Source organism: Pseudomonas sp. Pse35 (assembly GCF_024519715.1).
Taxonomy (GTDB): domain Bacteria; phylum Pseudomonadota; class Gammaproteobacteria; order Pseudomonadales; family Pseudomonadaceae; genus Aquipseudomonas; species Aquipseudomonas paracarnis.
The window spans coordinates 53,512-73,784 of sequence record NZ_JALJRP010000021.1 but is presented as its reverse complement, the minus strand read 5'-3'; the positions used below and the strand labels follow the sequence as shown (position 1 = coordinate 73,784).

The 20,273-nt window shown below is 54.7% G+C and carries 17 protein-coding genes and 2 pseudogenes; 11 read left to right on the top strand and 8 right to left on the bottom strand.

What is annotated here, in order from left to right; translation table 11 throughout:
• The first annotated feature begins 418 nt into the window (after nt 1-418).
• The 4 genes from OC445_RS18100 to OC445_RS18085 all read left to right on the top strand — a co-directional run bounded on the left by OC445_RS18100 (nt 419) and on the right by OC445_RS18085 (nt 5,496).
• Nucleotides 419-1,252, top strand: coding sequence for a hypothetical protein (locus OC445_RS18100; protein WP_198790789.1), 834 nt, complete (start codon nt 419-421; stop codon nt 1,250-1,252).
• 173 nt (nt 1,253-1,425) lie between these two features.
• Entirely contained in the window at nt 1,426-2,766 is a 1,341-nt protein-coding gene (locus tag OC445_RS18095) for a cytochrome C (protein WP_198790790.1), read from the top strand.
• 4 nt (nt 2,767-2,770) lie between these two features.
• Nucleotides 2,771-3,262, top strand: a complete 492-nt coding sequence (locus OC445_RS18090) for a sorbitol dehydrogenase (RefSeq protein ID WP_057977574.1) — start codon at nt 2,771-2,773, stop codon at nt 3,260-3,262.
• Nucleotides 3,259-5,496, top strand: a complete 2,238-nt coding sequence (locus tag OC445_RS18085) for a GMC oxidoreductase (RefSeq protein WP_262020239.1) — start codon at nt 3,259-3,261, stop codon at nt 5,494-5,496. The genes OC445_RS18090 and OC445_RS18085 overlap by 4 nt, the downstream gene beginning before the upstream one ends.
• A gap of 129 nt (nt 5,497-5,625) precedes the next feature.
• On the opposite strand, the gene OC445_RS18080 is transcribed toward OC445_RS18085, so the two are convergent.
• On the bottom strand, nt 5,626-6,075 hold the full coding sequence (locus tag OC445_RS18080) for a GNAT family N-acetyltransferase (RefSeq protein WP_198790792.1): 450 nt from the start codon (nt 6,073-6,075) through the stop codon (nt 5,626-5,628).
• Between the two features lie 450 nt (nt 6,076-6,525).
• On the opposite strand from OC445_RS18080, the gene OC445_RS18075 reads away from it, so the two are divergent.
• The gene (locus tag OC445_RS18075) at nt 6,526-6,756 is read left to right on the top strand and encodes a DUF6124 family protein (protein ID WP_034136001.1); all 231 of its coding nucleotides are present in this window, start codon (nt 6,526-6,528) and stop codon (nt 6,754-6,756) included.
• A gap of 195 nt (nt 6,757-6,951) precedes the next feature.
• On the opposite strand, the pseudogene OC445_RS18070 reads toward OC445_RS18075, so the two are convergent.
• Nucleotides 6,952-7,121 (bottom strand): annotated as a pseudogene (locus tag OC445_RS18070) (IS110 family transposase); the annotation flags it as partial.
• A gap of 165 nt (nt 7,122-7,286) precedes the next feature.
• Here OC445_RS18070 and OC445_RS18065 point away from each other — a divergent pair.
• Together OC445_RS18065 and OC445_RS18060 are read left to right on the top strand one after the other, a co-directional pair.
• Nucleotides 7,287-8,219: a hypothetical protein gene (locus OC445_RS18065; protein WP_198790793.1), complete on the top strand. Its 933-nt coding sequence runs from the start codon at nt 7,287-7,289 to the stop codon at nt 8,217-8,219.
• Nucleotides 8,220-8,221: 2 nt separating this feature from the next.
• Entirely contained in the window at nt 8,222-8,752 is a 531-nt protein-coding gene (locus OC445_RS18060; protein ID WP_198790794.1) for a restriction endonuclease, read from the top strand.
• 129 nt (nt 8,753-8,881) lie between these two features.
• Here OC445_RS18060 and OC445_RS18055 read toward each other — a convergent pair whose 3' ends face one another.
• Together OC445_RS18055 and OC445_RS18050 are read right to left on the bottom strand one after the other, a co-directional pair.
• Nucleotides 8,882-10,999 carry a hypothetical protein gene (locus tag OC445_RS18055; RefSeq protein ID WP_262020238.1) on the bottom strand — a complete coding sequence of 706 codons (2,118 nt, stop codon included), beginning with the start codon at nt 10,997-10,999 and terminating at the stop codon, nt 8,882-8,884.
• A 150-nt stretch (nt 11,000-11,149) separates the two neighbouring features.
• Nucleotides 11,150-12,312, bottom strand: a pseudogene (locus OC445_RS18050) (IS3 family transposase).
• A 38-nt stretch (nt 12,313-12,350) separates the two neighbouring features.
• Between OC445_RS18050 and OC445_RS18045 the strand changes: the two are divergent.
• Complete coding sequence (locus OC445_RS18045) at nt 12,351-12,806, top strand: Shedu anti-phage system protein SduA domain-containing protein (RefSeq protein WP_198790796.1); 456 nt, start codon at nt 12,351-12,353, stop codon at nt 12,804-12,806.
• A 282-nt stretch (nt 12,807-13,088) separates the two neighbouring features.
• Here the strand turns inward: OC445_RS18045 and OC445_RS18040 are convergent, their stop codons facing one another.
• Nucleotides 13,089-15,020, bottom strand: a complete 1,932-nt coding sequence (locus OC445_RS18040; protein WP_198790797.1) for a UvrD-helicase domain-containing protein — start codon at nt 15,018-15,020, stop codon at nt 13,089-13,091.
• Entirely contained in the window at nt 15,017-17,419 is a 2,403-nt protein-coding gene (locus tag OC445_RS18035; protein ID WP_060765375.1) for an AAA family ATPase, read from the bottom strand. The genes OC445_RS18040 and OC445_RS18035 overlap by 4 nt, the downstream gene beginning before the upstream one ends.
• Nucleotides 17,420-17,679: 260 nt before the next feature.
• On the opposite strand from OC445_RS18035, the gene OC445_RS18030 reads away from it, so the two are divergent.
• On the top strand, nt 17,680-17,988 hold the full coding sequence (locus OC445_RS18030; RefSeq protein WP_060765376.1) for a hypothetical protein: 309 nt from the start codon (nt 17,680-17,682) through the stop codon (nt 17,986-17,988).
• A gap of 149 nt (nt 17,989-18,137) precedes the next feature.
• Here the strand turns inward: OC445_RS18030 and OC445_RS18025 are convergent, their stop codons facing one another.
• Nucleotides 18,138-18,653 (bottom strand): GNAT family N-acetyltransferase, encoded by a 516-nt coding sequence (locus tag OC445_RS18025; protein WP_198790798.1) that lies wholly within the window; start codon nt 18,651-18,653, stop codon nt 18,138-18,140.
• A gap of 118 nt (nt 18,654-18,771) precedes the next feature.
• On the opposite strand from OC445_RS18025, the gene OC445_RS18020 reads away from it, so the two are divergent.
• Nucleotides 18,772-19,266, top strand: a complete 495-nt coding sequence (locus tag OC445_RS18020; protein ID WP_198790799.1) for a GNAT family N-acetyltransferase — start codon at nt 18,772-18,774, stop codon at nt 19,264-19,266.
• A 6-nt stretch (nt 19,267-19,272) separates the two neighbouring features.
• Here OC445_RS18020 and OC445_RS18015 read toward each other — a convergent pair whose 3' ends face one another.
• A complete protein-coding gene (locus OC445_RS18015) occupies nt 19,273-19,506 on the bottom strand; it encodes a hypothetical protein (protein ID WP_020302473.1) in 234 nt (77 codons plus the stop codon).
• A gap of 160 nt (nt 19,507-19,666) precedes the next feature.
• On the opposite strand from OC445_RS18015, the gene OC445_RS18010 reads away from it, so the two are divergent.
• Nucleotides 19,667-20,209 (top strand): GNAT family N-acetyltransferase, encoded by a 543-nt coding sequence (locus OC445_RS18010; RefSeq protein ID WP_054921609.1) that lies wholly within the window; start codon nt 19,667-19,669, stop codon nt 20,207-20,209.
• The last annotated feature ends 64 nt before the right edge of the window (nt 20,210-20,273 follow it).

The window sequence follows — 20,273 nt, the reverse complement described above, 5'->3', positions numbered from 1 at the left end:
CTACCCGCACCTTGATAACAACCCACTCCTGTAGGAGCGAGCTTGCTCGCGAAAAACTCAAACGATCACGCAGCGCCTGAAGGCAAAATCCGATTCCCCTGCCGCGCCTTGCGCCATTGTGCCGGCATGTGCCCTGGGGTGGCCGCCCCTAAGGTGGCTCGGGCGCTGAATTGTTCAGTGATCGGGTTTAGTAGCCTGAGGGTTTGTCCACACCATGTGCACGAGCGTCATCGACCAGCAGCTATCGGTCGACTGACTGGAGTGGGACGGTTACGCTGAAGTTGCTTTCAGTCTCAATTCAGTTAGTTACGGTAGGCAGCAAACGATACAGAGCGCTTTACACAGTCTCGACCAGCACAAGACGCTCATTAGCACTCAAAGCAAAATATCGATTTGTGTCGTTTCAAGGAAGGCAAGAGTGTCCATCATTAAAATGAAATCACGGGCCGATTGTCGGCTCATCTCCATGCTGCTGTTATTGGCAGGTTCAGTGCCCCTCTCTGGTTGCCATCGGTTGACACCCGAGCAGCGAGTGAATGCCTGGGTTGATAGCGGTGGTAAGTCCGCTCCAACTTATCTCACCTCAGAAGAAATCAAGCGCATAGAAGAGAGGCGTTACGGCAGGGTTTTAGGCACTACCTTGGCTCAAAATGTGTTCTGGGCGAATGGCGAGGGACTGCGAGGCAGCGTGAAGCTACGTATGAAGCTTGATCGACAGGGCGACGTATTGCGCTGCGAGGCGCAGCCAATGGACGCTGGAAGTCCACCAGGCTTTACGAATGTCGTCACGGATGTGTGCTGGAGCAGTATCTGGGAGAGCGTTCCGGAAGGACTTCAGAATCCAGTTGATGGCACCTTTGAGGTCACCGTGCCTTTGATAGCTTCTGGTAATACCTCACCCATTTCTGATTACGAACGCAGACACCAGAGGGCTGCTGTTGAAAGCCGTTTTTTCTGGGACAACGTGGTGGCCAAGCAATCAATAAATGCGTTCGGCCAAGCACGCTTCGAATTCACTGCCAACGCAAAGGGCCAAGTCGCACGTTGCGATGTGACGTTGAAAAAAAACTATCTGCGCCCTGAACATTTCCACCCGGATCCGGCGTTACAAAAGGCACTTGCAACTGAATGCTTGCAACTCGATCTGCAACAAATGTCAGGGTTTCGTGTAAAGGAAGATGGAGTAGCCCACCGCGTCGTTTTTGTGGAGTACTTGCCTTGGAAAAAACAGGTGGGGAGATATTCAGAGTAAGGCCCGCACTTTATGCGCGATCCTGCTTATCCATACCTTTAGTCGGATATTTCTGGAGGTTCAAGCGCAACGGCTAGCCTTCAGCCTAGCGTAAGGGATAACGCTGAACTATCGGTCCATGAAGGGCCAGTACGACTCGTCGTCCCGACGCTTTATCTGCTGAGGAGACGATAATGAAAATAACCTTGAAACGGTTGGCGTGCCTGGGTGCGAGCTTCACCAGCGTGCTCGCCATGGCCGATGCGGCCAGCCCGCCGCCGCTGTCACCTGCGATTCCCTTCGACGTCACCGCCAATGCCCCCTTCACCCTGGACAATCTGCAACACGATTTCGACGTGCTGTCGTGGCAGACCTTCGTCGCGCTGAACTGGCCCGCCAACGCCGACGGCAGCGCCAATACCTCGGCGCAGATCGGTGCGCCGGGGCAGACGGTGTGGGAGTCGTGGAAGGAGAGCTACGAGATTTTCCTGCCCCAAGGCCAGAAGCCTGTCGCCTGGAACCAGAAGGCGCCGCTACCCCCGGCCTGCCAAGGCAAGGGTGACCTGCCCGTGCTGCAGCAGATGGGTAAGGTTGCTGGTGTGCTCGACGAGACCATCCAGCCGTTCAAGACCGGCCCACTGGTGGACCAGAACGGCACTTACACGCGCAACGCGATCATGGTCAACCAGCCGATGTTCGACGACATCGTTAATAAGGGTCTCTACAGCAAGGAAGGCCAACAGGCTTTCTTCACCAAGGCCGACAACCGCATCGCCTTCTCCTGCGGCTCGCAGCAAGACAAGCATGTCGGCGCGATCATGGTCAAATCGGCCTGGAAGGTGCTCGGCGGCAACGACAACCCACAGGAATTCCATGCCATCAATGCCCTGGTCTATACCCCCGGCAACGCCGACACGAACAAGGGCGCGGTGATCCCCGAATCGTGCAACGTGCAGAAGGTCGGGCTGGTCGGCCTGCACATCGTGCACAAGACCAAAGATGCGCCGCAGTGGGTGTGGTCAAGCTTCGAGCACGTGCGCAACGTACCGGAAAAGACCACCCCCATGAACGAGCGCAAGGGCCCCTACCTGTTCTACAACGCCCAGGCCAGCGACCGCCCGGTGAACGAGCCGCCCGCGCAGCCGTGGGACCCGTCGAAAAAGGCCACGCCCTCGCAGATCGTGCGGGAAATTCCGCTCACCGCCGCAACCCACCAACTCAACGCGCAATGGCAAGGCGCGCTCAAGGGTACGGTGTGGGCCAACTACCAACTGATCAGCACCCAATGGCCAACCGCCCCCGCCGATGACTGCCAGGTGCCGTCGCCAACCAACCCGCTGGGCACGCCTGCGCCGAACTTCCTGGCCAACGCCACGCTGGAAACCTACAACCAGGGCACTACGCCGCAGGCTTCATCCAGTTGCATGGAATGCCACAACAACGCGACCACCCGGGTGACCCAGTCACCGCGCACCAGCTTCGCCGATTTCACCTTTCTGCTTGAACGTGCCCAATCCACCGGTGCCAAGGAGTGATGCCATGAGCGACCCGAACCTGCAAGACTTCATCGACCTGTCTGCCGAGCTCACTGGCCTGTCAGCCAAGCTGCTGGCGCCTGCCGTCGACCCGATCAACCTACCTCCGGTGTTTTTCGACACCGCCCAGCAAGGCATGGGCACCGAAGCGTTCAGCAAACTGCTGAACCTGTACGTCCCTATCAAAGGCCAACCCCATGAGCAGATCGCCAACGCCATACTCGGCAGTTCGGACCCGCAGATCGCCAAAGGCGCCCGCTCGATCATGAAGCTGTGGCTGCTTGGCAGCTGGTACCAGCCTTATGACCAGGGCACCGCCAACGAGCATGACATCCGCGTAGTCTCCGACGAGGCTTACAAGGAAAGCTGGGCGTGGAAAATCGCCCAATCCCACCCCATGGGCTACAGCGAGTACCACTTCGGCTACTGGGCCGAGCAGCCACCGACCCTCAAGCAATTCACCGGTGTCGACGCCAAGGAAGGGCAGCAGCCATGAGCACTCTAAACACCCAGAACATCGAAACCGCCGACGTGATCGTCGTGGGCGCCGGCATGGCCGGCAGCGTCATGGCCTACCAGCTGGGCCTGGCCGGCTTGAAAGTGCTGGTGCTTGAGTCGGGCCCGGCGATACCGCCTAACCGCAGCGAGTACCTGGAGCGTTTCTACACCGCCGTGCTCAAGGCGCCCGAGTCGCCCTACCCACCGGAGCAGACCGAGCAGACCCCGGCCAAACAGTTCGCCCCGCGAGCGACTATCCAGGACTTGATCACCGCCGGCAGCGACGACAAGGACAAGGTGCAGAAGAGCTACCTGGTACAGAACGGGCCGCGACTGTTCGCCAGCACCTACGAGCGGGTAGGCGGCGGCACTATGTGGCACTGGATGGGCACGGCCCTGCGCCTGTTGCCCAACGACTTTCGTATGCAGACCAAGTACAAGGTCGGGGTCGACTGGCCGATCAGCTACGACGACCTGCAAACCGCCTACTGCCGCGCCGAGGAAGAGATGTGCGTGTCCGCCGATGTGGCGTCGCAGAGCTACCTGGGCGTGACCTTCCCCCAAGGCTACCAATACAGCATGCACGGCATTCCTCCATCGTTGGTCGACCAGGGCGTGGGCAAGGCCATCAATGGCACGCAGTACCAGGGCTTCACCCTCAACGTGCGGCAAACGCCAGCCGGGCGTAACTCGCAGAACGACAACGGCCGCCGGGTATGCGCCGGCAACACCAGCTGCACGCCGATCTGCCCGATCCAGGCCAAATACGACGCCACCGTGACCATGGCCAAGGCGTTGGATACCGGCAACGTGCGTATTCTTTACCAGTGTGTGGCGAGCAAGGTGCAGGTCGATGCCAATGGGGTCACGGGTATCGATTTCATCCAGTACCAGAACAACGGCACGCAACAGAACGGCACGGCCCAGGGCAAGCGCTACGTGATCGCCGCCCACGCGATCGAAACGCCCAAGCTGCTGCTCAACTCCATCAGCCCGCACAGCCCCAACGGCGTGGCCAACAGCAGCGGCCAGGTCGGCAAGTCGTTGGCCGACCACCCGGTGTACCTGGCCTGGGGCCTGATGCCTGAAGGCAAGCCGTTGTTCCCGTTCCGTGGGCCACTGTCCACCTCGGGGATCGAAGACATGCGCGATGGCCCGTTCCGCAGCGAGCGTGCCGCGTGGCGTATCGAGATCGGCAACGAGGGCTGGAATTGGTCGGCGAATGATCCGTACACCACGGTTTGCGATTTTATCGACGGCGACAACAATGGCGGCACCAACAATGGCGGCGCCGACCACAAGAGCGAGGCATTGTCCGGCGTGGCGCTGGTGCAGAAGCTCAACAGCGTGCTGACCCGCCAGTTCCGCTTGGCCTTCTTGATCGAGCAGGTGGAGAAAGACCCCGAGCATGCGCAGTGCCGGGTGGAGAGTAGCAAGCATTTCACCGACGGCTTGGGCCTGCCTCGGCCAGAGATCGCCTACGAACTGTCCGACTACACCAAGGAGGGCTTCAAGCAGGCGCGCCTGGCCGCCACGCATATCATCACCAAACTGATGGGCGCCACCGAGCTGACCGACCTGAAGCCCAAGCTCAAGCCCGGCTCGCAAACCGTGTTCGAGTACGACGGTCAGAACTACGCCTTCTACGGCGCTGGCCACCTGATGGGCACCTACCGCATGGGCTCGGACCGCAGATATTCGGTGGTGGACAAGGACCAGCGCAGTTGGGACCACCCCAACCTGTTCCTGGTCGGCGACGGCGTGTTCCCCTCCACCGGCACCGCCAACCCGACCTTGACCATCACCGCGCTGACCTTCCAGGCCGCCGACGTGGTCGCCAGCGACCTGCTCAAGCGTACCGTGCAGGTGCAGGCCAGAGACCCCTGGCAGGGCACCGGCGTGCAGATCAACGGACAGAGCTGGCAACTGGCGGTGTGCACCGGTGGGCAGTGGACGGCCAACCCGGGCACCGGCATGGTTGGTGCGGCGGGCCACCCAGGCCTGACCGCCAAGCCCGGCTATACCTTGCCCGGTCAAGCGGAAGGCGCATTGATCGGGCGTATCGGCACCAGCGGCGCGCCGTTCCTGGTCGGCAACCAGGCGCAATTGCCGCGTGGCCAGCAGGGGGAGTTGCAGTTGTGCATCAATGACGACCTGGCCGGGCGTTACGGGGCTGGCCTGAGCGATAACCAGGGCAGTCTGTCAGTGGAGGTACGTTTCGGGTCGGTGTAGGCGTTGTCATAGCAACCCCACAGTGCTGCGGCGATGTTGCAGTGTTGTGGGGTTGCTCTCTTAATCCCGTCACTTACAAGCTATCGGCCACGCCTAACGCCGTGAGCCATTGCCATTGCAGCCAATGCCTCAGAAACCGCCAAGCAGCATGATATGAGTCGCCTGAGCCTCATCTGTCCGCTTGAAGCCACAGCGCTCATAAAAGGCGCTTCCTTCAACCGTATCCGTGAAAAGACGCACGACCTGAAACCTGAGAGCGGCGCGTTCAACAAGCGCCTTTACCAGCATCTGTCCGACGCGTTGCCCCCTTGACGAAGGTGCGATGTACACCCGTCGCAGTCTGGCCACATTATTGTCAGCATAGGGATCAACTGAAAGACCGCCGATGCCTATCAATTGCTGGTTTAAATAGGCCGCCATCAGACACTCGCCGGGTGCATCAAAGCGGTTTGCCCCGGAGTGCCATTCGTTAATCAGACGCGTGAGAAACCTGAAACCCTCGCCAATCGCTTCCTTTTCCAGCGTCAGTATCTGGCGCGGAAGGTGGGTGATCCGTTGAACCTCATATCGTTCATCCATCCCTGCCTCCAATATGAAACGCGTTCAATGCTAACAATTTCGTTTGAGGTGACGAACACTGCAAGGTCACTCCTGTAGGAGCGAGCTTGCTCGCGAAAACCCCAAACGATCACGCAGCGCCTGAAGGCAAAATCCGATTCCCCTGCCGCACCTTGCTCCATTGCCTACGCCTGCGTCAGAATGCGCCGGCTTGTGCGCTGGAGTGGCCGTCTCTAAGGTGGCTCGGTCGCTGAATTGTTCAGTGATCGGGTTTAGTAGCCCACCTTAGACCTAACAAGTGCACACGCTTCATCCATCAGACGCTCCCGTCTGTGCTTGATGGTGGCTGTGCGTAGGGCGTCCTCGGACGCGCCGGTTTTGTTAGGTTCCACCGGTCTACTAACCTGCGTACAGCTACCGCCCTTATTGTTTAGTAGCGATGGGGAAGTGGCCCAAGCAAGGAACTTAACCATGGTTAACGATTCAACCACCCTCTTCACCGTCGCCCCCAACGCCAGCAACGAAACCCTCATCACCAACAGCTACGAAACCTTCACCAGCGTCAGCACCCTGCTGCTCGACCTGTCCGAAGACCTCAACGGCAAACACCGCGACATCGCCCTCGCCATCCACCAACTGAGCGAACTGGGCGTACTCCTCACCGCCAGACTCCTCGACCGCGAAGTGCCCTGTCCTGGGTGATGATCGGCTCTTCAGGTCGATGACTCGTCGCGTCGTTGTAAGCCACGTACAACGACTCGGCGAGTTGGCTTTGGATGACTTTGGTAAGCGCAGCCGCGGCACAAAAGCCTCTGCGATCACAAAAGCGGCGACTGCTCTCAGCCCCAGAAGCAGTCAGCTGTGATATGCCATATTCAGCACCAAGCGCCCTTAGGAGTACGCCGTGCCACACGATTCCATCACCCACTCGACTGGTTCCACCTGCTGCTGTATATATCGCCGAGATGCTCACGCCTAAGGCGGTAGTGCTGACTCACTTGACCGACACGGACACTGTCGGAAACCTGGTAAACGGACTTGGCCAAATCAACCGCTGTGCACTTAATCGTCGCTGCTCCCTTGCTAAAGCCACCGACCATGCAATTTCTTCTGCTTTCGGTGCAAGTAGGGTTGATTACAAAAAACAAGTCCCTCATTCATTCGAAAGTGTGGCGTGTCGCCCATAGATTAACTGTTATCGCCTTTGACAAGGCATCAGATGTGAGAAAAAAATGAAACGAATTGGGCTATTAAACGGTTTTACTTACGAAGCAGACCAGCTGAAAAGTGCGCTTAAGCACATATCCGAAGTTGAAGGTTATGAAATTGAAACCCTTGATGATTTTAACCTTCAAGAAACCGTTTCAGGAGCCATATGGGGGCTTATTAATTTATGCGATGTGCTTATTGCGTTTGTTAGCAGCAATACTGAAAGTCTCTATTACCAAATAGGGCTTGCGCATGGAGCAGGAAAACCAGTCATAATTGTCACTGACCACGAACACTCCTTACCTCCAGAAATTAGAGGGCAGCGCATTTTAAGCATATCTCAGCGAAGCCTTTTTGATGACAATTTTATTTTTCAATTAAAGGAGGCAATTGAAGATTCAGCGCGCAGAAAGTCTGGTTATCTCGGCCCTAGAAGCGAACATAAGCAATACCCAATATCGCAGGACTTTAGACCCTCAGAAAACTTTCGAGACCTTTTTGCTGCGGAGGGCCCTAGGAGAGGCAGGCTATTTGAGAGGTGGTTTGCCGAGGTAGCCTCTGGAATCGAAGGCTGGGAAGTAATTGAGTCCGAGGCCCAAAACCCAAGAGGTAGAGGCTTTGACTTAGTAATTTGGAACTCGCAAGATGACTCCGAACTTGCAGTTTTGGGAAACCCAATAGCTGTAGAAATAAAAGCTATTGGTTCAATGAACTCTTCAATGCTGCATCATTTCCTTCATATGAGCAAAAAATCCGGAATAAAAGGGCTTATTCTAGCCACTACCGGATTGAATGATAGAAGAACTAAAGACTTACTCAGCAGATTGAGGGCTGAGGAAGGTGTAAATGCGATCGCGCTAGACCGAGATGATCTTATAAATGTAAAAAACCCTAGTGATATGTTATTTCTGGTGAAATCTAAAGTTAGGGAGCTACTGTATGGGCAGGAGTTCTAAAAATGTTTGACATAAATAACTTTAGAGCTCTAATAGCCAGTGTTGATCGGGCAACCACCAACCAAGAAAAAGGGCTATCTTTCGAGCTTTTGTCAATATATATGTTCGAACATCTTGATGGCGTTGATGTTACTGAGCATGACATACGAATGCCTTCTGAAGAAATAGATATTGTCCTTTGGAATGCTCAAACTGAAGAAATATTGAGGCCATGGGACTCCATAATATTGGTGGAGTGTAAAAATTGGAGCGCAACTGTAGGAGCTCCCGTGCTGGATAATTTTATCAACAAAGTTAGACGGCGCGCTCTAACTACAGGAATTTTCGTTGCAGCCAATGGAGTCACTGGTGGATTCGTTAGGGGCGATGGAACAGATCCTGGAGCTGTTGGAATTTTAACAAGTGCCTTACAGGACGGAATCAGGGTTATTGTTATTACAATGAATGATATTCGAACCATCACATCTCTTGATGACATTAGAGCTTTGATAAAGAAACGGTATTGCGGCCTATATGTTCATAGGGTTATATAAAAATAGCAAGCCGCACATGCTCGCGGCGCTCTAATTTGAGTCGCCGCGATCGTCTGACCTTGAAAAAACACTTCGTGTCACGCCACTTTCAGAATAAGTTAGGCCTTTTATTTAACGATCAGAAAGATTTTAGTCCCTACACCCATCTCTGCATTCTGGAAGCTCAAAATACATCAGCTTAGTTAAAGATGCGCTACCAATATCGGTGCGAACTTTCAGGACCTGAAGCTTGTCCAGTTGCATTTTTGCTATTCCACCGTCGTCAAGATAGGCAACAAGGTCTTGTGTTGTAAAATCATCTTCCTTCCAAAATTTTTTAATTGGTAGCCCCTCTCCTTCAATCTTTCCACGCAAAATAACGTTTATAAACTCATGGGCCTGTCTACTAGGGTGTTCCCCTTGTTTGAATCCAGTGAAAAGTCGATTCGCAGTTATGACGGCGGTGTGAATTGAACTCACCGGAACATCCCACTTCAAAGACTTTAATAGCTTTTCTTTATTTCCAGATTTTTCCAACCAGCGTTTCCGGATACTCAATTGCTTTTCGGCAGTTTTCAAATGTTCAAATGTATTGCTCAGTTCGTGCGCTGAGCAAGGCAGGTATGAATTTTTACACTCAAAGACAAATAAATGACCATCTCGCCAGCAAAATATGTCGGTTTCGCGCTTGCCGTCTATGTTGTACTCATGCCCCGTTTTTACTTTAAAACCGGCTTTCGTCAAAGCGCTAGAAACCGCTCCTTGCATAGGGTCATTTTTAGGATCGATCAGTTTTTGCCTGAGCCCATTGGCAATCGCGATATTTCTTGCCAAGTTTGAATACCCGATCACTGCCGGAGCCAAGACGTACCACTCACCGGCCTTGATGAATGGCCTATATTGTATATCTACGAATTTATGCGCTGTATCAAGACTGAGAAGCTCAATAGCCTCTTGCGCCTTTTCTTTACCAATCAACAGAGAAAGCTGTTGCAAGAAAACGTCATTTTTTATAATTGGCAAAGTTGACCTAGCCCTCAAAATACGTTTCTCTTTTGAGTTTTCAATAGCGTTGAAGTGCTCATCGAATATCGCTTTCAAAAATCGAAAATATCTCTGAATATGTATTGCGTCACCTGCAGTAAGAGTCCTGCCAATCAGAATTTTTCTCGGATCATCTGGCTCTCTTTCAAAGTTTTCTATACTAAGCCCCACGAGCTCGGATACTTCATCTGAAAACAAAAAATCCCCAGCCAGTATCGGAAGAGCTGTAAACGGAACACATACGACGTAACGACTAATTGGCTCTTTTGCCAAAATCACACAACTACTGAAATCGCCTTTGAACTGCAGACTAACAAACTCCTCAATCGATTCAAAAGGAGGAGTTGGCTTAAGCCAATACTGTATCCCTCTAGCCCTTATATAGATTTGCTTATTAGTTTGAATATAGCCTAACTGAATAGTTTTATCGAAATCCTCGTTTTCAGAAAACAAATGATAAGTTCGGCCTTCAACAGCGACAGTGTACGGCATTGATTCAACTTTATATTCAGCCTCTCTTAAATCCTGCAATACTGCAGCATCCATCAATATCTCGCCATAGGAGTTATCAAAATTGCCAGTCATTGAGTCATCCACATGTTGCCAATCGTGAAGAGAAAACCCGACTTTTTCTCTCATTAAATTAAATATATAAGAATACGCCTCGGCCATATCCTCCTGGCTCCATCTACGCAGATCGTTCGATGGCATCTCAGGATCACCCCGCCAAGGTATTGAAAATAGGTGATTGACGAATGCCAGCAAAGATTTCAAAACATACTTCTTCTTTGCATGCAATCTTGCAACAAGACGCTTATAAATTTTTTCTGCGTCGCGACTAATTTGTATTAGATTTTTGAGAGAAATCAAATAATTTATTCGGTGCACCTGGACCTCTGCAAGCAACGAATCCAAAGAAAATATGGCATCAATCACCCTCTGAATTCCACCTGCTCGGAACTCATACTTGGACATACTTAGAATGCCGCTTCGCCTAATACGTGCAATTGCTCCATCCGCATCGACGATTATCATGGCAAGCGTTATTGACACCGCTGCATGATGTTTGTTTGACTTAAGGTAGCTTTCAAGCAGCTCAACTCCGCCCTTTAAGTCTTCTTTGGCTCGCGATATAGTAGAAATCTTTCTAGCCTCAGCATGAATCCGAGAAACCCCTCTAAATTTCTCTAACTCTTTTGCAGTTTCAAAGATATTCAAGCTCATGCGCTTTGACCTCATTATTGTAATACATAAGAATAACTGCGACATCGTGAACATCTAACGCAGCGAAAGCAATATGAAATAAAAAGAATCGCTGCAAACGTAGGAAACAGAGTGGCATTGCCGCGTCCTTATTCTACAGGACTGTAGTGGTCAACTAATCCCGGACACGACGTTAAGTTTTTCCTCGGCCTGCGCTGGCGCCACCCCCTCGTTGAATTGATGAGGCCGAATCCAGTTGTAGCGACGCATCAAAAAATGGCTGATATCGCGCTGTGCTTCCTGCGCAGTTCGATAGCCCACGGTCGGTATCCATTCTGTTTTCAAGCTGCGAAATACGCGCTCCATCGGTGCGTTATCCCAGCAGTTTCCTCGTCGACTCATGCTCTGGCGCATGCGGTATCGCCACAACCGCTGGCGAAAGAGTCGGCTTGCATATTGCGATCCCTGGTCCGAGTGGAATAGCAGATCCGAAGGCCTGCCACGCTGCTCGTAAGCCATATCCAGCGCTTTGATCACCAGCTCAGCGTCTGGCTTTTCCGACAGCGCCCAGCCCACGATCCGACGCGTACAAAGATCCAGGACGACAGCCAGGTAATGCCACTTTCCTTGCGCCCAAATGTAGGTGATATCGCCGCACCAAACTTGATTGGGCGCTGGCACGTCGAACTCGCGGTTCAATGTGTTCGGGATATCCAGTCTTTCTACTGTTGCTCGTTTGTAGGCATGGGAGCCGGGTTGTTTGCTGACTAAATCAAGCTCGCGCATCAAGCTGCGCACTTTGAATCGACCGATCTGCTCACCGTCTTCACGCACCAGCGACAGGATGCTGCGACTGCCCGCAGAGCTGCGACTTTGCGAGAACAGCTCACTGACGCGACTTCGCAATCGAAGCCTTTCAACATCGGGCGTGCGGCGCCGCAGGCGCTGGGCGTAGTAATACGAGCGCGTGACGTCAAACACCTTGCACAGCCAATCAACCGGCTCATGTGCACTCAACTGGTCAATCAGCGCGAACGCTCGTGATCTTCCGACATCAAGAGCGCGGTAGCCTTTTTTAATATGGATTTCGCTCGCTCAAGCCGAGCGATCCGTGCCTCCAGTTCTTGAATTTTTTGCTGTTCCGGTGTCAGCGCCTTGCTCTACGGGGTGATGCCTTTATGTTCTTTCTGAATCTGGTCAACCCAGCGGCGCAATGCTGGCTCACCAATGCCGAGTGAACGGCTGGCTTCGATGTAGCTGTAGTTTTGTTTGAGCACGAGGTCGGCAGCCTCGCGCTTGAATTCAGGAGTAAAGGAGCGGCGTTGTTTGGTCATCTGACACCTCGATCTGGCGAGCATTCTCGCCTAAATGGGTGTCCGGTTTCATTAGACCACTACACAACGACCTCCACCCTGATTTCGTATCAGCTTTTAGCCAAATTCTGCAGTGGCGCGCCTGGTTTGAAAACCAGAGTAACTATACGGGATTTATAAATGGCACGTTGGGGTCAGTACGAGAGCCCATGGGCCACAATAGTTGCCACGTAAAGTACGTCCTCGTGCGTGGCCGTCGCCATGAGTTCGCCGAAAACGCGGTTAAACGCAACAAAATCAAAGCCATGGAGCAACATGACTTCAAGATCCTGTCCTATGACAGTCTGCTTGAGGCTCTTGATAGGAAACACCCACTTTACGCGTGCGCCCGCAAGAACGAATGGATAGATTTCCTCTCCACAGCATATGTTTCAGATGAGGTCTTCTCTTATTTCGATCCGAGCATACTTCGGATCAATGATGACCTCAGAAAGGACATTGTCGAAAAAACCTAACTGGCGTATCAGCAGCCTAAGAGGTGAAATGGCATTAGATCATGTGCTGGATAAGCTAGGTCGCTGCTGACGAGCATCACTGTAGAAGCTCAAATGAACTGGTCAAGTCATCCCGGACAATCGCGACTGTCTGCTCTGGGTCGTTTTCTGACTCTCACGGCGGGCAGAAAACGGCCAATTGCTTTCGATCACACCCGCAGAGTTACCACCCGGTAGCTACCCCTTGCCACGGCGGGAGCCTACCGCTCGCTCTTGCTTCAAGTAGGTCAGACAATCATTTGTCTATGGCCATTCAGCTAAAACCTCCTGTGTAAACACTGCGCTTCGCGGCAAGATCCCGCTCGCCACGACATTTTCCAAGGTGGTCGTCGGATCGGCGACAAAGAACGTTAGTACCAGCCCCCGCTGGGCGCGAGTGCAGCAGACGTAAAGCAGTCGCAGCGTTCGGCTCCAAGTGTTTTCATCACCGCCTAGTGCTCGTGCACGATCTGCAGCACGGGCCTCAGCGCTCGCGAAGACACGTTCGTAGTTGTACGTTCGGTAGTCGCTTTCTTCCTCGTCCATCACCACCATGACGCGTTCGAACTGCGCTCCCTTCACACCGTGCTGTGTAGCATAGGGAGACCCTTCTGAGACATAGCGCTCATAGGGCCAAAGCTCTTGTGCAGAGCACTTGAAGAACTTGGCCATTGCCGCATCTGAGGATAGTCCTTCGGCCGGAACTGCATCAGCAGCCTCGGGCTCCTGGGCAGCGTCTGCAACATCCCTGACAAATCCGAGAACACGCGCATAGCGATCGTCGAACTCGAAAAGACCCGTGTCACAGAGATGGAGTGCTATGTCACCAATGGTGGTCCCTGCCTCGTCTAGCATGGCGACAAGTCTAGACATAGCAGCGTGCAGTTCTCGCAATACAGCCGCGGCACGTCGGCCGGTAAGAGCCCCTGGCGCCAGACGCGGGCTGAACTTCCGGAGCAGGTTCATCGCCGCGAACTCGTTGCCGGCCTTCACGGCGGCAACGATCGGTAGCGCAAAACTTAGGAACGGTCGAACGGGCCAGCCGGTGCCATCCTGCATCCCCTGCTTCATGCCCTCCGATGTCTTATCGTTCAGCGCCGAGTAGATGCCACCGAAGCCGAGCCGGTTTGCGGCCATGCGGTGCACGATGACAAGAATCTTGAGCGCGATGTCTGGGGTCGTCCAACCCTCGTCGTTGTTCGTCGCCGCACTCCACGCCCGGACTCTCGCCAGGGCCTCAACTCGGTTCAGCGTGTTCGGCAGGATGAACATCCGGGCCGAGCCCTCCACCGGCTTGAGTTCTCCATCAACCCTTTCGTGCAGCCCGCGGACTTGCTCCATGCCGTCGCCCTGCGCACGCACGGCGTTGGCAACGTCAAGGATCTGCTTGGCACAGCGAAAATTCTCTGGTTTCGTGATGGCCCGCCAATGGTCCTCAAGCGGGATGTCCCCCGCCCCTCTCATGAAAATCGCCTGCATCGGGTCGCCAAAAAAACCGAGACAGAACTTGCGCCGCATCTGGGCTTCCACTTCCTTGAAGGACTTCACTACGCTCAGGAACGTGTCCTGACTCTCGTCAATGAACACAAACGGGAAGTTCAGCGCTACGACCCGTCGGAACAGCGGGCGATTTTGCAGCAGGAAATCGGCGAGCTGAAGGATGTCCTCGTGGCCGAGGACGCCCTTCGCGTAGTCACTGCCCACGCCGTAGTTGAAAGTCTTGACGCCAGCAATAGCCTCCAGGCTTCGGGCATAACGCTCTTGGTCAGCCTTGTTCCTGTCGCGTGTAGTCTGCCGGACACGCGAGCTGTAGTTCTTGAATTCTTCTTCCAGTTCGGTGATCCGCCTGCGGATGTCGTTCTGTAGCCAAACCTTAATGTCCGCCTGAAACGTCTTGGTAATAGACCAGTAGAAGCTGTGGATGGTCGAGACATGAACCAGCGGGTCGTCGTTGACATCCGCCAAGATTTCTTTGGCGGCGAGGTCCGTATATGTGATGCAGGCGACCTTCTGCTTCTTCGCCCGCATGCTGGCGCCGTGCTCTGAGATCACCCAGTCCAGCGCCTTGATAAGGGAGGTGGTCTTGCCGGAACCTGCGCCGGCGCGGACCACGAACGGCTGCGGGGGGGTCTCGGTAATACACGCGTGGATCTCGCGGTCGGCGCCGGTGTCTGGGCTATCAATTCGTCTGCTCATGTCGTCTGCCCCGCGCCTGCAATAACGGCGACAACACCGGCTGCAGTCGGCTCAATTGTCGCGACCTCGTTGGCAATAGCCGCGTCCGCCTCAATCTCGTGGGCCACTTTGGTTTCGAGCCAGGCTAAGCCCTCGGCGATGTACGTGGGGACTTTCCAGCAGTTGAGCGGCCCGCTTGCGAGGACCTCCAGCGCAAAGCGAGTCTTGTCGAAGTTCTTGCCGATCACCCTTTCGTGCAACTTCTCAGCCAGTTCTTCAGGGCTGTTTGGTGCGCGCTTCAGCTTGAGTCCGACCGCCCGGTTAGCCTCAGCCTGACACCAGTCGGAGTTCTCAAGACCGAAGGCCTCCTCAAGCGTGCGGCCGCAGAGCTGCGAGGTCGTGGCGCCCACCGTCACCAAAACCTTGGTTTGATAGGCCACCCGAACCTCAGCGCTGGTCCCCTCGGCAAGCGACAGCGTTTTTTGCTCCGCCGTGACTTCCCAGAGTTCGGCAACCAACCGCTTCTTAGGGATCCAACTGATAAGGGTTTGGTTGGACGTGAACGCACCCTCCACGTGAGCATGGCAGGTGCTGCCACGCTTCTTGGACTTCTTCTTTCCGCCCGGTGCTGCTTCGTCGTCGTCTTCGAGCTCGAAGGGCTTCAGGTCGTCTTCCTCGTTATCTCCGTCGACGGCACCGGCTCCTGTGTCTTGCTCGGCGGCATTCTCGGCATCCGTCTTGACCGCTACGCTGTCCAGATCCGTGATGACCAGCGTAGTAAGTCCAACGAAGGCAATCAATTCCTGGAACCGATGCGCGAACGCGCCACCGACTTCAAGGATGGTTAGGGCGGAGGAACGCAGGCGCTTGGCCGCCGTCTCGATCATGGCTGGCAAGAGCAGGCGCTCGACATTGCCCTCCACCAGGATGACAGCATCGGAAAAGAAGAGATCGCAGTGTGTCAGTTTCAGATACCGCTGCAAGAATTCGCGCGCTGGAGCGTCGGCCGCGCCCGTCTTGAAGAGCGAAAGATTCCTTACCTCGGTGTTATGGTCCAACTGGTCGCTAACACGGCGAAAGTACCTGATGGGAGAGAACCCGCGCTCATAGAGAATGTGCGGGGAGTGCGTGGTGACAACGAGCTGCGTGTGGAAAAACGTTGCGTGATCGTTGGCATCCTCAAGGAGGCGCAAAACATTCCTGATGAAGACCTGCTGGATCTGAGCGTGCAGATGCGCCTCCGGCTCCTCGATGAAGACCAGATGCAGTGGCGCCCGCTTGTCTTCCTCGGCTTTCCACTGCTCGTGCAGGTCGAGGAGTTCAACCACCATATAGACTAGGTTCTTGAACCCCAGGCCATTGTAGCTGTCGGGCAGTTGCGCGGTGATCGCACCAGGAACCACGTAGTGAACCTTGGAATCCTGCCCCAGGACGGTGGTCGGATCCAAGGCCGCCCGAATCACGATCTCGGGGTTGTTGACGCCTGGATAGCCGAGTTTGGCGAGGCGCTTGAGAGTGTCGCTGAAGACTTCCTTCAGGTGGAAGTTCAGTTCTTTCTCCGAGGTATCGAGCGCTTTGAGCGCTGCATGGTCGTCGCCACGTTTCTCCAGATTGCGGTGATAGAAACGGCTCAGACGCCGCGACAAGCTCTCGGCGCGGTCGGAGCTGCCAGCATCCGGGTCATCGAGGTGCCGCTGCGCGCGCAGGAAGTCCACCCTCACCAGAGACTTGAGAATCGCCGCGCCACCCGGTTCCTTGCCTAGGGGCAGCGGCGCATAATCAACTTCCTTTGGCTGATAGCCGACAAATGCGCGCTCATCGAGCACGTAGTAGCGGAACGTATATTCTTTGCTCAGTTCCTTGGTGAGGTACTTCGTCAGACTTTCCGGCCAGGGCTTGTACTCGCCGGGATCCGCTACCACCGCCGCCGCATTTTCCGCACCTGCCTCCGCGCCTACACTGCGTCTGGCCACCAGTGCGTTCGCAGCGTTGTTGGCCTTTTCATGCAGTTCGTGGAACTTCCGGACGAGTGCATGGGCGTCCTGAGGCTCGAACGCCACCCGGATCCCGACGCACTTACCGTCCCACTCCGTGCTCGGAAGAAGCGACATTGCAGTGGCGAGGTCGTCTTCACCGACCCGGAACCAGAGATCCAAAAGAATGGACGGCAACTGCTTGGGCGCGTCCTCATCGCCTGGAGGCGTCCTGCCGATGGCGTCGATCTCGGCCCACAACGCCGCGCTGAAGTCGAAGAGTTCGAACTTCTTCGCTTCGCCACGGAGCATCGAGTACAGGCCTTGTACGGCAGACGTCTTGCCGCTGTTGTTGGCGCCAACGAAAATGGAAATCTCATCGTCAAGCTCAATGACGACGTCGCGCAGTCTGCGATAGTTCTGCAGCCGATATGCCTGTAGCTTCATGATCACCTCTTCCTAAGTGTGGCCGGGACAACTTGGTGCTGAGCACACAGGCCGGCTGCTTTCCTTTGAGCGTTCGTGAATCTAACAGCATCTATGTTCGGATGCCGAGAGGAAACTTATATAGCGCACGCCATGCTAAACCTCCAGTCAGCACATCAACGTCGAAATAACGACGACCTTACCCATACATACATCACTTCACGTATCGTAGCAGCGGCGATTTTGAGGCCATGCCAATCAAGAAGAAGTAGGAGACAATGATGAAAAGCAACGAGTTACCAACAGAAATATCTTGCGAGGTCGACCTTACGCTGACCTATGGTATTGCCCCTGGTCTCGGCCGTCAGGCGAAGTACTCGGCCCAGCCGATTTTGATCTGTCGAGAACTAGCCAAAAAAACGAGCGTCCAGGTGGCTAACTTAGGTGTGGATTTGCTGAAATCGCCTGCTATCAGTCATGCGCAAATTATTCTACCAGACGGAACATTGCTGTCTGGAGCTGTAACCAAAATCAGCCCCTGCGGCACCTACTTTGAGATGATTGAGGATAAGGGTGTGAATCGCCCCTAGTTTCGTAGACGCCATCACGCTTCAAGGAAGGGTTGCTAACTTTGCGTAACTGTCCGCTTTTGGCCGAAAGCGGCGGCTCACGAACGACCGCTTTCGAGGGATTTCTGCCGTTCGTGAAGGACAGCAATCGGCCAACCTGATACCCAGAGTTAAACCCCCGGGATCCGGTACACAACCGAATCATATTTCTCCGCCATCCGCCTCTCGATGACAACTCCCCCCAAAGCTTCAGCAATACGTCGACTCGCACTATTCTGCGTCGCAACAGGATAGATGAAGCTCTCTGCCGCCACCCACTGGCTGGCCCACTCAACAACCGCCTGCACCGCTTCACCACCCAACCCCAACCCATGTTTATCTTCACGGATCCAGATACCCAACTCCGGTGTTTCACTGCCGGTATGGTGCAACCCAACCAAGCCGGCAAAACGAGCACCTACCCGCTCCCTGACCGTAAACACGATATCGCTGCCATCCGCTATCGCAGGCAGCCACTGCCCCCAGACTTGCGCGTACTCTTGCAGCGAGGCAGGCGGTTCCCAGGACATGTAGCGAGTCAGAGACGGTGAGATACAAGAGAAAGACTCAACAGCGTCCTGCTCGCAGAAGGGCTCGATGCTCAGGCGTTGCGAGAGAATGCGGATTGGGTGGGTGTCCACTGGCATTGCACTTTCCTTCCTGGGGCCGTTACTCCATGTATGCCGTGAACATATCATGCGGGTCGCTTCATCAGTATCGGGCTCTCTATACTGAGCCCCCAGGATGGTAGTTGGAGCACCCAATTTGCCCGTCGCACCCAATCAAAATTCCCCCATCACTTTGGCCCCAGTTCAACAAAGCGACTTGGATAATCTGGTAGCCATTCGAATCGAGGCCATGCGCGAAAGTCTGGAGCGTGTTGGGCGATTTGACCCAGTGCGTGCGCGGGAGCGGTTTGTTGGCGGCTTTGAAGCTCGCGATACACGCTATATCGAGGCATCTGGAGAGCGGGTGGGTTTCGTAGTGGTGAAACATCACCCCAATGAACTCTTGCTCGACCATTTGTATGTAAGGCCGAGCGCGCAAGGTTCAGGGGTAGGGTCTGCTGTTCTCTCTCAGATTTTCAAAGAGGCGGATGCGGCTGCGCTGCCTATCAAAGTGGGCGCTCTCAAGGAAAGCGCGTCGAATCGCTTTTATACTCGCCATGGCTTTCAATTCATCGAAAGCAGTGAGTTCGACAATTATTATGTTCGTCAGCCTAGTCCGGCGATTGGCGCTCATTCCGGAACCATGGGCTGACGTGCACTAGCCCTTCAGCTCACTGGCCCGATTGCTCGCCGCGTCGTCATACGCCACATACAGCGACTCTGCAATTTGGCTTTTGATCGCCTTGGTGGCCTCCAAACCCAACACAAAACCCTCGGCTTTACCGCCGGCTCGGTTGAGTTCTTCATGGGTGGAGGCGCCAGTAATAGCGTCAAGCAGCTTGGCGGCGTGGGGGCCGACGCCTTTGGGGAGGGAGATCTGGTCGATGGACATTATCGCTACCTTGAAAAATGGAGTTCGGGAGCGAGTGGAACCACTGCCGGGGCTGGCATGGTAGACCTGTTTGTCATGAAAGGGGTCGCTTTACGCGCAGCGGCGCTATTCTTTGCGGTTACGCAGTCAGATTGGGGCATTGATCAATCTGGAGGGGCTTATGGAGTATTACGTTGAGGGCTACTGCCTTCGGCCATTGTGGGGCGACGATTTCGAGAGGATCAGCCGTTACGAACGCGTCAATCGCAGGCATCTGCAACCCTGGGAGCCGCTCAGGGACGAGGAGTATTTCACCACGGGCAACGCAAAGGCCAGGGTCGAGCAACAGGTCAACAATATGCACGCTGGCAACGCTCTGTGCTTCCTCTTGCTTGAACCGGAGAGCGGAGAGGTCCTAGCGCGGTGTAACTACACGAATATTGTGAGGGGCGTTTTTCAGGCCTGTCATCTCGGCTTCTCGCTGGCGGAATCAGCCCAAGGCCGTGGCCTGATGAAAAGAACGCTTCAGGTCACTAATCAACACTGCTTTGAGCAGTTGGGTCTTCATCGGATCATGGCCAATCATTTGCCTCGCAATGTGCGAAGTGAACGCCTTCTGGAGTCGCTGGGGTTTGAGAAGGAAGGACATGCGCGAGCCTATCTGAAAATCGGTGGCATCTGGGAGGACCATACGTTGAGATCGTTGATCAACCCTGAACAATAAGCGCCCCTGCCACTGAGGCAGACGCACGCATGCGCGAGCTGACTGCCGCCGATCGGTCCTCGAC